This window comes from Halomonas flagellata (assembly GCF_022487945.1).
GTDB classification, from domain to species: Bacteria; Pseudomonadota; Gammaproteobacteria; order Pseudomonadales; family Halomonadaceae; genus Halomonas; species Halomonas flagellata.
In genome coordinates, this window is the sequence record NZ_JAKVPY010000020.1 from 1 (window position 1) to 13,702 (window position 13,702).

Annotated in this window: 15 protein-coding genes and 2 pseudogenes; 8 read left to right on the forward strand and 9 right to left on the reverse strand. The window is 64.9% G+C overall.

What is annotated here, in order from left to right; translation table 11 throughout:
• Nucleotides 1-225: 225 nt before the first annotated feature.
• The 5 genes and pseudogenes from trxC to MKP05_RS15520 all read left to right on the forward strand — a co-directional run.
• Complete coding sequence (gene trxC / locus MKP05_RS15500; protein WP_240569153.1) at nt 226-663, forward strand: thioredoxin TrxC; 438 nt, start codon at nt 226-228, stop codon at nt 661-663.
• A gap of 77 nt (nt 664-740) precedes the next feature.
• Nucleotides 741-1,238, forward strand: coding sequence for a Lon-like protease helical domain-containing protein (locus tag MKP05_RS15505; RefSeq protein ID WP_240569154.1), 498 nt, complete (start codon nt 741-743; stop codon nt 1,236-1,238).
• A gap of 20 nt (nt 1,239-1,258) precedes the next feature.
• Nucleotides 1,259-1,966: a DUF899 domain-containing protein gene (locus MKP05_RS15510; RefSeq protein WP_240569155.1), complete on the forward strand. Its 708-nt coding sequence runs from the start codon at nt 1,259-1,261 to the stop codon at nt 1,964-1,966.
• A 112-nt stretch (nt 1,967-2,078) separates the two neighbouring features.
• Nucleotides 2,079-2,507 carry a VOC family protein gene (locus MKP05_RS15515; protein ID WP_240569156.1) on the forward strand — a complete coding sequence of 143 codons (429 nt, stop codon included), beginning with the start codon at nt 2,079-2,081 and terminating at the stop codon, nt 2,505-2,507.
• A 19-nt stretch (nt 2,508-2,526) separates the two neighbouring features.
• A pseudogene (locus MKP05_RS15520) lies at nt 2,527-2,631 on the forward strand (aspartate racemase); the annotation flags it as partial.
• Here the strand turns inward: MKP05_RS15520 and MKP05_RS15525 are convergent.
• Nucleotides 2,606-2,779, reverse strand: a pseudogene (locus tag MKP05_RS15525) (transposase); the annotation flags it as partial. The pseudogenes MKP05_RS15520 and MKP05_RS15525 overlap by 26 nt on opposite strands.
• 471 nt (nt 2,780-3,250) lie before the next feature.
• Between MKP05_RS15525 and MKP05_RS15530 the strand changes: the two are divergent.
• Nucleotides 3,251-3,643, forward strand: a complete 393-nt coding sequence (locus MKP05_RS15530) for a hypothetical protein (protein ID WP_240569157.1) — start codon at nt 3,251-3,253, stop codon at nt 3,641-3,643.
• Between the two features lie 616 nt (nt 3,644-4,259).
• Nucleotides 4,260-4,646 carry a hypothetical protein gene (locus tag MKP05_RS15535; RefSeq protein ID WP_240569158.1) on the forward strand — a complete coding sequence of 129 codons (387 nt, stop codon included), beginning with the start codon at nt 4,260-4,262 and terminating at the stop codon, nt 4,644-4,646.
• 13 nt (nt 4,647-4,659) lie between these two features.
• On the opposite strand, the gene MKP05_RS15540 is transcribed toward MKP05_RS15535, so the two are convergent.
• Entirely contained in the window at nt 4,660-5,517 is an 858-nt protein-coding gene (locus MKP05_RS15540) for a LysR family transcriptional regulator (RefSeq protein WP_240569159.1), read from the reverse strand.
• Nucleotides 5,518-5,609: 92 nt separating this feature from the next.
• Here MKP05_RS15540 and MKP05_RS15545 point away from each other — a divergent pair, with 92 nt between their 5' ends.
• Nucleotides 5,610-6,359 (forward strand): NAD(P)H-dependent oxidoreductase, encoded by a 750-nt coding sequence (locus tag MKP05_RS15545; RefSeq protein ID WP_240569160.1) that lies wholly within the window; start codon nt 5,610-5,612, stop codon nt 6,357-6,359.
• Between the two features lie 25 nt (nt 6,360-6,384).
• Here the strand turns inward: MKP05_RS15545 and MKP05_RS15550 are convergent, their stop codons facing one another.
• The 7 genes from MKP05_RS15550 to MKP05_RS15575 all read right to left on the reverse strand — a co-directional run bounded on the left by MKP05_RS15550 (nt 6,385) and on the right by MKP05_RS15575 (nt 13,610).
• Nucleotides 6,385-7,320, reverse strand: coding sequence for a dihydroorotate dehydrogenase (locus tag MKP05_RS15550; protein ID WP_240569161.1), 936 nt, complete (start codon nt 7,318-7,320; stop codon nt 6,385-6,387).
• A gap of 60 nt (nt 7,321-7,380) precedes the next feature.
• A complete protein-coding gene (gene serC / locus MKP05_RS15555; protein ID WP_240569162.1) occupies nt 7,381-8,469 on the reverse strand; it encodes a 3-phosphoserine/phosphohydroxythreonine transaminase in 1,089 nt (362 codons plus the stop codon).
• Nucleotides 8,470-8,494: 25 nt separating this feature from the next.
• On the reverse strand, nt 8,495-8,998 hold the full coding sequence (locus MKP05_RS15560; protein ID WP_240569163.1) for a urate hydroxylase PuuD: 504 nt from the start codon (nt 8,996-8,998) through the stop codon (nt 8,495-8,497).
• 102 nt (nt 8,999-9,100) lie between these two features.
• Entirely contained in the window at nt 9,101-10,243 is a 1,143-nt protein-coding gene (pqqE, locus tag MKP05_RS15565; protein WP_240569164.1) for a pyrroloquinoline quinone biosynthesis protein PqqE, read from the reverse strand.
• Nucleotides 10,212-10,505 (reverse strand): pyrroloquinoline quinone biosynthesis peptide chaperone PqqD, encoded by a 294-nt coding sequence (gene pqqD / locus MKP05_RS15570; RefSeq protein ID WP_240569165.1) that lies wholly within the window; start codon nt 10,503-10,505, stop codon nt 10,212-10,214. Before pqqD ends, pqqE begins: the two co-directional genes overlap by 32 nt.
• 79 nt (nt 10,506-10,584) lie before the next feature.
• The gene (gene pqqA, locus MKP05_RS21955) at nt 10,585-10,659 is read right to left on the reverse strand and encodes a pyrroloquinoline quinone precursor peptide PqqA (protein ID WP_102628408.1); all 75 of its coding nucleotides are present in this window, start codon (nt 10,657-10,659) and stop codon (nt 10,585-10,587) included.
• Nucleotides 10,660-10,940: 281 nt separating this feature from the next.
• Nucleotides 10,941-13,610: an insulinase family protein gene (locus MKP05_RS15575; protein WP_276316640.1), complete on the reverse strand. Its 2,670-nt coding sequence runs from the start codon at nt 13,608-13,610 to the stop codon at nt 10,941-10,943.
• Nucleotides 13,611-13,702 lie beyond the last annotated feature (92 nt).

Genomic DNA, 13,702 nt, shown 5'->3' on the forward strand with positions numbered 1-13,702 from the left:
GACAGCGATTCATAGCCTATGGGAATGACAAGTCAGGGATTCAAAAGCCTCGCACTATCAGAATCTCGCTGCTCGGTAGCGAGATGGTGGAGGAACTGGCTGAGCGTTGCTGAGATGCCGGAAGTGCTGCTCAGCAAAGGGCCTGATGAAAGAGGCGGGTTGAAGTGGGTTGGGTGCGCCTCCATACCCCCAATCAATCAACCGCCACCTCGCCGGAGCTCTCCCATGTCCGATTCGCTGCAACTGGCCTGCCCCCACTGCCTGGCCATCAACCGTGTGGCCGCGACGCGGCTGGCCGACGCGCCGCGCTGCGGCAAGTGCAAGCAGGCGCTGTTTACCGCCGCGCCCCTGGAACTCACCGGCGCCAACTACGCCGCCCTGGTCGAGCGCAGCGAACTGCCGGTTGTGGTGGACTTCTGGGCCGGCTGGTGCGGGCCCTGCAAGATGATGGCGCCGCTCTTCGCCCAGACCGCCGCCGAGCTGGAGCCGCGGATCCGCTTCGCCAAGCTCGATACCGAGGCCGAACCGACCCTGGCCGGGCGCTTCGGGATCCGCAGCATTCCCACCCTGATCGTCTTTCACGGGGGGCGCGAGATCGCCCGCCAGGCCGGGGCGGTGCAGGGCCCGCAGCTGAGGCGCTGGCTCGAGCCGCACCTGGTGTAGTCGCGGTACCTCGCCCAGCATCGGGCACGCCCCGGCCGCCTCCTCCATACTGGTCATGATGGAAGAGGAGGAAGGGCATGGTGCAGCCGCTCGACGTCATCCAGGTCTATTGGGAGTGTGCGGAGGACGCCTTCGACTTCGAGGTGACCAGCGAGTTGGACTCCCTCGAGCCGGTCTTTCGCCATCCGCGCGCCCACGACGCCCTGGGCTTCGGCACGGCGATCCGCAGCGACGGCTTCAACCTGTTCGTGCTGGGCTCGCCCGACCACGGCCGCCACGGTCTGGTCAGCCGCTTCCTCGCCGAGCGGGCGAAGCAGGGCCCGTCGCCCGCCGACGCCTGCTACCTGCATAACTTCGACGCCCCCGCCCGGCCGCGTTACCTGGCGATGCCGGTGGGCATGGGGCGAGGGCTGCGGGCGGACCTCGAGCAGCTGGCGGAGGAGCTCAGGGACACCATCCCCCCGCTATCGTCAGGTGGAGAGGTGCTGATGCCGCCCGATGACTACGGCTTCAGCGCCCGCTTCACCTGGCTCAACGACCGCTTCGGCGTGTCGTGGCAGCTCAACCTGACCTGAATCGCCAGAGGAGGTCTCCCATGTCTGCCCCCCATCCGCTACCACCCATCGTCTCGATGGACGAGTGGCAGGCCGCATTAGAGCGCCAGATCGCCAAGGAAAAAGAGCTTACCCGCGCTCGTGACAGATTGAACGCCGAGCGCCGACGACTGCCGATGGTCGAGGTAACGAAGGCGTACACCTTCGAGGGGCCAGCGGGCACCGCGAGTCTCCTCGACCTGTTCGAGGGACGACAGCAGCTGATCGTCTATCACTTCATGTTCGGCCCCGACTGGGAGGCCGGTTGCGACGGCTGCTCCTGGGTGGTGGATGCCATGAGCCATCCCGCCCACCTGCACGCCCGCGACACCAGCCTGGTGCTGGTCTCCCGCGCACCCCTGGCAAAGCTGGAACGCTACCGGGCGCGCATGGGCTGGCGGCATCCGCCCTGGTACTCCTCCCTGGGCAGCGACTTCAACCTCGACATGGGCGTGACGAGCCAGGACTGCTGCGCTCCGGACACCGACCGCGGCGAGCGCCACGGGGTCAGCGTCTTCCTGCGCGACGGCCAGCGTATCTACCGGACCTACTTCACCGGTCGGCGCGGCGTCGAGTACCTGGGCAGCCACTGGACCTACCTGGACCTGACGCCCTACGGCCGCCAGGAGACCTGGGAAGAGTCACCAGCGGGCTGGCCCCAGACCGCCCCCTATGCCTGGAACCGTCGCCACGACGAGTACGAGTCGTGAACGAACGCCCCGGACACCGGGCACTACCCGCAGAGACAACTTGATCTACCCTGAATTTCACCTCACCGGGGTTTGCCCGGGGATGATTTGTCACGAACAGGGGTAGCATCACATGCAACCGCGTATCACGCTGATCACGTTAGGCGTCGACGATCTGGAACGCGCGCTGCGCTTCTATCGCGATGACCTCGGCCTGGAAACGCCCGGCATCGTCGGCGAGGAGTTCGAGGAAGGCGACGGGGCCGTGGCGTTCTTCGAGCTGCAGGGCGGGCTGAAGCTCGGGGTCTGGCCGCGCCGCTGTATCGCCAATGACGCGAACCTGCCGATGGGCGCGCCGAGCGCGACCGAGTTCACCCTGGCGCACAATGTCGCCTCCCGGGAAGAGGTCGATAGCGTCATGGAGCAGGCGAGAAGCGCCGGCGCCACGATCACCAAGCCCGCTCACGAGACCTTCTGGGGCGGCTATGCCGGCTACTTCCAGGATCCCGACGGCCATCTGTGGGAAGTGGCCTGGAACCCTGTCTGGGAAATCGAGGAGTGACGAGGAGCACGGAATCTCCATGAAGACCATTGGCTTGCTTGGCGGCATGAGCTGGGAGTCCACCGTCAGCTACTACCGGGCGCTCAACGAGGGGGCAAGGCCAGCGAGTGACGGACACGCTGCGGATCACGTGGATCGACCAGATGGTCCCCAAGCGCGGCGATGACTCCGCTGCTGTCGAGGGCTTCACGCAGGAGCAAGGCACCGCTGTCGCTGGTGGTGCGCTGGCCGCTCAGCTCGACGCGGACAGAGCCATTGAAGGAGGGCGTCATGGTGGATACAGTTTCACCCCTAGCGGATGGTCCTCTTGAATCAGGTTCTTGGCGGAACGCACTGATTTCTCAAGAGAATACCATCCGCTATCTTCGTTTTCAGGCCACCCTCATGAAGGGGTGAGGGCACGACCACTGGCGCGGAATTTGACGTTGGGCATGGCGCAGTACGGGTGAATGGCTGTTTTGGCTACGTTACCATGCACGTCAGTGGGTTAGCAGCATTCCGGGGTGCCGGGTTCACGGATTCAGGATTTCATACAGCGAGCCAGAAAATACTGGCACTAATTTATTAGTCGATAAAATCAGCACAAACCTTACATAACATTTCATCCACTCCATAGACCATAACATTATTTACAATCCGAAAGCTTTTGTAAGATAACCCCACCTCCCTCTACTAAGCTGTATAGAGCACACACTGTGCTCCTGACTATTTTTCCTGAACTGCAACGCAGCGGGAGGTGCAGCATGATTTCCCCGAATCTTATCAAGAAGTTTGGCATACTCGGCGTTTCCATGGGCCTCATGATCAGTCCGCTGGCGTTGTCCGATGAGGTGGCCCTGCCGGCGGTGATCGTTATCGGCGAGGACATGATCAGCCCCAGCTTCCGGAGCAATCCGGTCAATGATCCTCGAGACATAACCCAAGCGGCCTTTCGGGGTCCTGTGACGGCGAACGGTTTCGCTACGGCAGATCTTAGCCCAAGCTTCCGGAGTAATCCGGTCAATGATTCCCGATACATAACCCAAGCGGCCTTTCGGGGTCCTGTGACCGCGAGCGGTTTAGCTACGGAAGATCTTAGCCCAAGCTTCCAGAGTAATCCGGCCAATGATCCGCTCATGAATGGCTACGACTATTAAAAAAGACTCCATTTCACTTGATGACCTTCAGGGCCCCTACCTCTCGCAGGGGCTCTTTCATTGGGTATGTTCTGCTCTCACTCGGGATCGCTTTCCATCGCTTCGCGTCATCATCATACGCTAGGTGTGATCTCTCGGTAGGTTGTTCATCCGAAGCCTACCCGGAAACTGGAGGAGCGACCCAAATCGAGGGCGATAAGCGTAGCATCCAGGATGGTTTCATTACCGATCTGGACGGTTCGCCGCCGGACGGCTGGCGATACTCGATCACGGTGCAGGAAGACGGCTCGCCAGCGCCTCGGTGGAATGATCCCCTGGTTTCTGCACACCCTACGCCGCTGGCTGGGCGAGGAGGCCGGACGCTACGGACAGGTGTGAAGCCGACCAGCCCGTCGGTCGTTCGCCCAGTCGGCAGTCGATCCTCGGAGTGGGAGTCGCGGGCGACGAAACCAGCACGAACCTTACATAACATTTTACCCACCCCATAGAATACAATGTTATTTATAATACGAGAATTTTTTGTAAGATTCACTTCACCTCCCTCTACCAAGCTACATGGAACACACTCCGTGCTCCTGACCATTATCCTGAACTGAAACGAAGTGGGAGGTGCATCATGATTTCCACGAATCTTATCAAGAAGTTTGGCATTCTCGGCGTTTCCATGGGCCTCATGATCAGTCCGCTGGCGTTGTCCGATGAGGTGGCCCTGCCGGCGGTGATCGTTATCGGCGAGGACATGATCAGCCCCAGCTTCCGGAGCAATCCGGTCAATGATCCTCGAGACATAACCCAAGCGGCCTTTCGGGGTCCTGTGACGGAGAACGGTCTCGTTACGAAAGATCTTAGCCCAAGCTTCCGGAGTGATCCGGTCAATGATCCCCGAGACATAACCCAGCCTGCCTTTAGGGGGCATATAACCACCACTCCCGTCATGCTGAATAGCCCGAGCCAGCGGAATGACCCGATCAATGATCCGTTCATGAATGGCTACGACTATTAAAAAAGACTCCATTTTACTTGATGACCTTCAGGGCCCCTACCTCTCGCAGGGGCTCTTTCATTGGGATACGCGCCACCCGGCGCAGGTCGGGGTGGGTCAGCAGCCACAGCTCGGTGGCGAGCTCGGGAATCGGCTCGCCGAGGCGCGTCAGCGACGGCTCGGCGTCGGCCAGGTAGCAGGGCAGCACGGCGCGGCCCAGGCCGTCGCGCACGGCGGCCAGCATGCCGAGCAGGGTATCGACGCGGTAGCGGCAGTGGGCGTCGGCTCCCTTGTCGGCCATCCAGGCCTCCAGCGGCGCATAGCCCAGGTGGCGATCCGGCCCGATCCAGGCGGCGGCGTCCCCCGCCCCGTCGGCCCGGGCATAGATCGCCTGGGCGATGCTGCCGACCCGCCGCCCCACCAGATGCTCGGGTGGCGACGACGAGGGCCGCACCGCCACGTCGGCGTCGCGCTGGGAGAGGTTGAACAGCTGGTTGGAAACCGCGACCTCGAGCACGATGTCCGGATGGGCCCGACGGAAGTCGGCCAGGATCGGCGACAGCAGGCCCATCAGCAGGGTATCCGTGGTGGTCACCCGCACCGTTCCCGATAGCCGAAGGTCGCGCCCCACCAGGCGCCGTTCGGCGCGCAGGACCTCGGCTTCCACCCGCGCGGCCGTCGCCGCGAGCTCCTCCCCCGCCGCCGTCGGCGAATAGCCGGTTCGTGCCCGCTCGAACAGCCTGACCCCCAGGCGTCGCTCGATGGCATTGAGACGCCGGAACAGCGTGGCATGACTCAGCCCCAGCCGGCGTCCGGCCCCCGACAGCGACCCCGCCTCGGCGATCGCCAGCGCCACGCGCAGGTCATCCCAGCCGAGATGTTGTTCATTCATGCAAGCTCCACTTTCATGAATAGGGAATTACTGTTCCATATCGCTGAGGCTAGCCTGCGGGTTCAACCCTCGCGACAAGGAGATGACTCGCCATGCATGCCCTGATCGTCTACTGCCACCCCGAGCCCCGCTCGTTCAACGGCGCCCTGAAGGACGTGGCGGTGGAGACTCTCGAGCGCCTCGGCCACAGCGTCGAGGTCTCGGACCTCTACGCCGAGGGGTTCGACCCCGTCGAGCACCCGGCACACTTCGTCGAGCGCGCCGAGCCGGAGACGTTCCTGCCGCTGACCGAGCAGCGCCACGCCTTCAACGCCGGCACCCTCCCCGACGACGTGCGGCGCGAGATCGCCCGGCTGGAGCGGGCCGACCTGGTGATCCTGCAGTTTCCCCTCTGGTGGCACGGCCTGCCGGCGATGCTCAAGGGCTGGTTCGATCGGGTCTGCGTCTATGGCGGGGCCTACTCCGGGAGCATGCGCTACGATCGCGGGCGCTTTCGTGGCAAGCGTGCGATCTGCTCGGTGACCACCGGTTCGCCGGCGCCGGCCTTCACGCGGCACGGCCGCGGCGGCGACATGGCGACCCTGATGTGGCCCATGCACTGCTCGCTCTACTACCTGGGCATGAGCGTGCTGGCGCCACAGGCCACCTACGGCGTCCAGGGCGGCGGGCTCAGCTACCAGGCGGAAGCGGACTTCTGCGCCCATCTCGAGACCGCGAAGGCGAACTGGGCCCGGCGGCTGGCCACCCTCGAGGAGGCCAGCCCGATTCCCTTCAGCGGCTGGGACGACTGGGACGAGCACGGCGTGCTCAGGGACGAGCATCCGGCCCGGTGGCGCCCCTGAGCGGCACCGTCGCACACGCTCCCGTTCAGGTGTCCCCGGCACCCCGGGCTCCCGCTCGCTGAATGGCGAGGGCGACCCAGGGTCCCTCGTAGACCAGGGCGTCGTGCAGCTGCACCAGGGTGGCACCGGCACGCAGCCGCCCGGCGACATGCTGGGCCGAGCGAATCCCGCCCACCGCGATGATCGGCAGGCGCCCCGAGAGCGCGACGGCAAGCCGCTCGATCCGATCGCAGGCCCGGCGTTGCCGTTCCGGCCCCTGCCAGTCGGCATAGCGCTGCGGCGTGGCCGGCGGTCCGCCATCGAGCGCCGCGATCAGCGCATCGAAGCGCAGTGCCGCCAGGCGGGGCACGGCCTCGGGGAACTCGGCGGCCTCGAGCCCCAGCTTGATCTTCACGGCCAGGGGCACGTAGCGGCCGGACAGCGCGGTCAGGGCCCGCTGCTCCCGCTTCAGGGCGACCAGCAGCCTGTCCAAGATCTCCCTCCGGGTCGGGTGCAGCAGTTCGGCCGCCTGGGGGCTGCACAGGTTGATGGCGACATAGTCGGCCTGGCCCCATACCGCCCGCAGACCGACGAGATAGTCATGCTGGGCATAGGGCGGTTCTGTCTCGGGGCTCATCCCGATGTTAATCCCCAGGATGGTGCCGGTGGCCAGGGACACACGATCGCTGACAACGCGTAGTTCTGCATCCCGCGGGTGCAGCGTGCCGATTTCGATGCAGCCGAATCCCAGGCCCCCCGCGTGCCGGCCCAGTTGGCCCCGTTTATCGAAACCGGCGGCGATGCCGAGCGGGTTCGGAAAGGTCAGCCCCATGGCCTGCACCGGGGCGGTGGTTGCCAAAAGCGCCTCCCGGTCGATCAAGCACCACGGGGCCCGGGCGCTCAGCCTGGCCCGGGCCAAGGCGAGCCGGCGGCCCAGTTGGGGCCTGCGATGCATCAAGGCGGTCATGAGGCGTCGGGACATGGGGGCAACCCGGGAGTGGTAGTCAGGCAACCGTTGCCGGCCAGCGGCCGGGCACGGCGATCAGGTGTGCCGTGCGGCGAACGCCTGCATGAAGGCGATCAGCGCCTCGACGCCCGCGTCGGGCATGGCATTGTAGAGGCTGGCACGCAGCCCCCCGACGGCCGGATGGCCCTGCAGGTTCAGCAACCCCTGCTGCCGGGCCTGCCGCAGGAACTCGGTCGTCAGCGAGGCGTCGGCCAGGTGAAAGCAGGCATTCATGCGCGACCTGTCCGCCGCACGTTGGGGGCAGACGTAAACGTCGCTGCCGTCGATGGCGTCGTACAGCCTGTCGCTCTTGCGCCGATTGCGCTCAGCGATGGCGCCCAGCCCGCCCTGGCGCTTCAGCCAGCGAAACACCAGGCCGGCAATATAGACCGCATAGGTCAACGGCGTGTTGAACCGTCCCTCGCTTTCGGCCTGAACCCGGTAGCTGAAGGCGGAGGGGGTCTCCGGCCGCGCCGGTTGAATCAGGTCGTCACGGATGATGACGATGGTCAGCCCGGCAGGCCCGATGTTCTTCTGCGCGCCAGCATAGATGACCCCGAAACGCTCGATGGCGATGGGACGTGACAGGAAATCGGACGTCATGTCGGCGACCAGCGGCACGTTTCCGGTATCCGGCAGCCAGTGGTACGCCAGGCCATCGGCCGTTTCGTTGCTGGTGATATGGCAGTAGCCCGCCCCCGGATCCAGTTGCCACCTTGCCTGAGCGGGGACATGGCGGTAGTTGTGGTCCGCCCCGCTGGCGGCGACATTGATCCGCGCGTAACGGCTGCCCTCCTCGATCGCCTTGCGGGACCAGTGCCCCGTGTCGACATAGTCCGCCGTGGCCCCGGGGGGCAGCAGGTTCATGGGCAGCAGTGAGAATTGCGCCGAGGCGCCACCCTGCAGGAACAGGATGCGGTAGTCGGCAGGCACGCCGAGCAGCTCGCGAAGATCCTGCCGGGCCTGCCGCATGATGGTCTGGAACTCCTCGCCGGTGAAGGGCATCTCCATGACGGACATGCCGCTTTGCCGCCAATCCAGCAACTCCTGCTGGGCCTGCAACAGGACCTCCCGGGGCATGATGCCAGGGCCGGCGGCGAAGTTGTAAACGGGTGAGGAGATCATTCGCTTGCCACTCGTCTGCTGACCATCAGAACAGGTGCAGGCCATGCCCGCTGGCCGCCATGAAGAACAGTAACGGAATCGACAGGATCGTATTGGTGCGTGACGACAGGAAGGTGATTCGTGAACAGCGCACCCGCTCCTCCATCGGCGCCGGCACGAAGCCCAGCACCTTTTTCTGGTGGGGCCAGAGCACCAACCACAGGTTGAGCAGCATCAGGGTGCCGATCCAGGCCCCCATGCCGATCACCGCATAGGGCCCGTCGAGCAGCAGGGCGTCGCCCAGCCAGCCCCGATACCACAGCATGCCCATGCCGGATACCCAGACCACGATGGAGGCATGGCGAAAGGTGCCATGTTCGCGCTGCATCCGCGCCTCCAGTGACGCGGTGCGCTGCGCTTCGTTCGCCTCGCCGTTGAGCGGCGTGAAGGTGGGATGCTTCACCACGTTGGCGTAATTGTGACCGATCCAGACGAGCGCGAAGATCAAGTGCGCCCAGCGGAACACGAAGTCGAGCAGTGCAAGAATCATGGGCGTACGGCTCCTAAACCAGCATCCGGACAACCAGGTACAGCGCGAGAGTCAGTGTCATCCCGGCGACCAGGGTCCCCCCGAGGGAGTCGTGCGGCAGTTTCATGTCACGTTTCTCCCCAGGTGATGGCCGCCCTGGCGGGCGATCAGTGAGCCCTCGTGCTTTTCCGCGCACTCAGCCTGGTTGATGGCCCGCCGAATGAGATGGTGGTGCGGGGACTTGCTGCAGGCGGGGTCCGCATTGGCGGCGTCTCCCGTCAACAGCAGCGCCTGACAGCGGCAGCCGCCGAAATCCTGCTCCCTCTCGTCACAGCTGCGGCAGGGCTCCTTCATCCAGTCATTGCCGCGGAATTTCTGGAAGGTGGGAGACTCCCGCCACAGCCATTCGAGGCTGTGTTCCCTGACATTGGGGAACTCCAGGGTGTCGATGGTGCGGGCCTGGGAACAGGGCAGGGCCGCGCCATCCGGCGCAATGGTCAGGTGAATGGAGCCCCAGCCGTTCATGCACGCCTTGGGGCGGCCTTCGTAATAGTCGGGGATGACGAAGAAGATGGTCAGCGAGTCGCCCAGGCGCTCACGGGCCGCGTTCACCTCCGCTTCTGCCCACTCCAGTTCCTCGCGGGTCGGCAGCAGCCGGTCCCGGTTGAGCAGCGCCCAGTTGTAGTACTGGATATTGGCCAGCTCCAGGTACTCCACGCCCAGTTCGCTGGCCAGATCGATGATGTCGGGTACCTGGGCGATATTGTGGCGAGAGATGGGGACGTTCAACACCATGGGAAAACCGTGTGCCTTGATCTCCTTGGCGATCGTCAATTTCCTGTCGAAGCTTTCCACCCCCGCCAGCATGTTCGCCGTGTGACGGTCACTGGACTGGAAGCCCAGTTGGATGTGCTTGAGCCCCGCCTCCTTGAGTGACGCCAGGCGTTTCGAGGTGAGTCCGATCCCGGACGTGATCAGGTTGGTGTAATAGCCGAGATCATGGGCCTCGCCGACCAGCTCCTCGAGGTCCTTGCGCAAGGTGGGCTCGCCCCCGGAGAAACCGATCTGCATGGCGCCCATCCTGCGGGCATCGCGTATCACGCCCTTCCATTCCTCGGTGCTCAGCTCATCCTCCCGGTAGCGGTCGAAATCCAGCGAATTGCTGCAGAAAACGCACTTGAGCGGGCATTGGTAGGTGAGCTCGAGCAGCACCCAGATGGGCTTGCCATCACCATCAAGACGTAACGCGGATCCAGCCTTTGGCATGGGACACCTCCAGGAACTTGATGACGCCTTGGGTGATGGCTTCACGATCGGTGTTGTAGCGCTCGTTGAGTTTGTCGACGAGCTCGGCGACGGTCGACTCGCCATCGCAATGCTTCAGGATGGTGCCGCCTGTCTCGTTCAGCTTGACGATGCCCTCGGGGTAGAGAAGCACATGGGCATCCTGGGACTCTTCCCACCGAAAGAGAAAGGTAGGACTGATGACACAAGTGTCGCTCATGCGAACCTGATGATGCGTTGTCATCCCCTTCTCCTCATTATTATCCGGACCTGACCCGGGAATGACCATGAGCCATTCCCGGCGACTCATTTAGTGGATATAGTCAGCGCACATAGACATAGGCCGTGACTTCAAAGCCCAGACGCAGATCACAGAATTCCGGATCAACCCATTGCATGAAAACCTCCTGATCTCTTGGCTATTTGTTGTTGCAACCGATGGCGTTGCCTTACCAAGGCTAGAGAGGCAAAACAAATGCATGTATAGAACCTTGGAAGTAGAACCAACCTCCCTTGGTCGCAACTTTTCAGCCTTTAACTGGACAAACAGTTCTCTATTGCTTAGCAGTTGACCACGGTCAAATCCGGTCAATAACGTTCGACCCTGGCGATTTTCCACGAATATCCCGACGCTGGCCGCGTGTCCGCCAACAAAAGTGCCGAGGCCACCCCTCTGGGGTCAGGTATGCAGCCAGACCCAGGGCGAGCACAGCAGCTGCGTCCGGTAGAACCGCTGCAGCTCCGCGAGGGTCAGGTCGGCGACGGCCTGCCGCAGCTGCCGGGGCTGCTGGAAACGGGTATCGCCCGCGGCCAGGCAGGACCAGTACAGCTCCACCCGATGGGCAGGCTGCCGCTGTTGCGCCCCCAGGGTCTGCAGCAGGCCCTCGCGGTAGTGAGCGAAGCGTTCGGGATCGAGCCCGAGCGGCGACCTGTCGGGCGCCGTCAGGAAGTGGCGTATCTGCCGTTGCAGCTCGGTGACCGACAGCGAGGGCGACTGCACCAGCAGGATCAGCCCCGGGCGGTCATGCAGGGGCAGGTAGCGGGCCAACACCACATAGCCCAGCTGCTGTTCGACGCGCAGCCGGTGGAAGAAGGCATCGTGCAGCAGCGTGGACAGCAGACGATAACGGGCCTCCTGCAGCGGCGAGGCATCGGGGGCCGGCAGGTACAGCGCCACCGCGCTGTCGGGATGGCTCGCCTCGAGCCGATAGTGGTAGGCCTGCCCCGCCTGCAGCGGCATGACCGCCGGTGGCTGGCGCCTTGCCGGTAGCCGGTCACCGATCAACAGGCGCTCTTCCAGCACCGCGGCCAACTGCTGCGCTTGCGGCCGGTCCAGGTTGCCCGCCATCAGGCCGTCGAGGCCCGCGGCGTCCAGCAGCTCGTGTCGGAAGCCCTGCAGCTGCTCCGGCTGAACCGTTGCCAGCGTGGCCAGGCGCTCCTCTTCGCTGAAGCCGTAGCCCAGTCGTGCCGCGGGCAGTTGCAGCAGGCGACGGAACGCATAGTCGTGCCGCTGCTGGCGCCAGCGTGCCTGCAGCACCTGCCGGGCCTGGCCGAAGCGGACCGCCGTGATCGGGGTGCGGGTCAGGCAGCCCGCCAGCCGTTGCAGCAGCCTCTCGAGCTGCGCGGGCAACCCGCTGGCTTTCAGCGTGATGCCCTGGTGATGGCGACTCAGCGTCGCCTGCAGGCCCGCAAGCCGTGCCTGCTGCAGCTCGCCGGCCAGCTCCCGTTCCAGCCAGGCGATCAGCAGCTCGGTCAGGACGGTGGCGCTCAGGGTGGTCGCCGGCTGGGCCGCCACCAGGTTCAGGTACAGATCGGTTCGGGCGTCCGCCTCCCGGGCGAGCGGCTGGTACCAGATCCGGCACGGCCCGGTGTCGCGAAGCAGGCGGGGCACGGGCGAGGCGCTCGTGTCCGGTGCGATAGGGGGTATCGCCATGACGAAGGGGTTGGGCGGCGGCAGCGTGAAGTCGGCAGTCTCTTCCCCCTCGACGCCCCCGGGTTCGGGTTCGAGCCTTCCCACGATCCGGTAGGGCGCCGGGAACCAGGGGCTCGTGCGATCGGCCCGGGCCGCGGGATCGATCGTCAGCGCCAGCAGGTTGCTCGGGACCAGGTGGGCCAGGCAATCGTGGATCACGCGGGGCTGGAAGTCATCCAGCCGGTAGGGGCCGCGCAGGGCTTCTGCGATGGGATAGCGGTGGAGCTGGTGGGCCAGCGACTTGACGAACTCCATGCCAGACGCCGTTGCCACGCGCCGGAAGCCCTGGTCGACCAGTACCTGTCGTTCCCGATGGCGCCAGGCGGCGATGCCGTCCGCCTCGATGCGCCGCAAGCAGGTGAACACCGCCGCCGTGATGGCCTGGGTGTGGCCCATGCCGTCGGGGGTGAGGCTCAGCCTGATCTGGAAGAGCGCCTGTGGGCGGGTATCCAGCAGCACCGAACAGTCGATGTCCGTGAGCCACCCCCGCTCCATGAGCCGGTCATGCAGGCTGCCGGGGCCGCGGAACGCGAGTAGCTGCCCCAGGGACTCCCAGGGTTGCTGGTAATCGTCGGGCCGTGGGGCGGGCACCGGAAAGCACAGGCGCAGTTCATGGCAGCGATGCGTCGGCTGCAGCTCCAGCCCCAGGGGGAGACTCCCCGGCGGCAGCAGGGGCGGATGGGCCGCCGACTCCTGCATCGTCCCGGACGGAATGTCGGCGAAATAGCGACGTACCTGCCGCTCCAGGCTGTCCAGCGACGCCGGCCCGGCGACCACCAGTTGCAGGTTGGCGGCCGTGTAATGGCGTTCCCGGAAGGCCACCAGGACCCGACGCAGCACCTCGGGGGCCGCCCCCAGGGTGTCCCGATTGCCGGCGAGAAAACGGCTGGCGGGATGCGCCGGATCGAGCACCTGCTTGATGACGCCCAGGATCCGCTGCTCGTCGTCCTGTAAGCGTGCCCGATACTCCGCATCGATCACCTCACGTTCCTGCTCGATGGCCGACATGCTCAGGCGCGGCGCGATGAAGAACTGGGCGAACCGATCCAGGGCATCGGCCAGCCGCGCCGGCGGGATCTCGAAGAAGTAGCGGGTCTGATCGAGCTCCGTCGTGGCGTTATAGCGCCCGCCATGCCCCTGGATATAGGCCGGGAAATCCTCCGGCGCCGGGTACTTTTCCGTGCCCAGGAACAGCATGTGCTCCAGCAGGTGGGCCAGCCCCGCGCAATCGGGAGGCTCCTGGCCGCTCCCGGCGCCTACGCTCATGGCGGCCGCCGCCTGGTCGGCGGCAGGATCGGCAAGCAGCAGGATCCTGAGCCCGTTTGGCAAGGTGAGGGATCGGCACTGGCGACGGTCGCCTGGTGGGGTATGGATCATCGAGGGCGATTCCGGGTGAGGGGCTGGCGGCAGGCGATCGGTGGCCCATCATCGAAGGGGGGCGGCGAGCCCTGCCCACCGGAAACGGTATC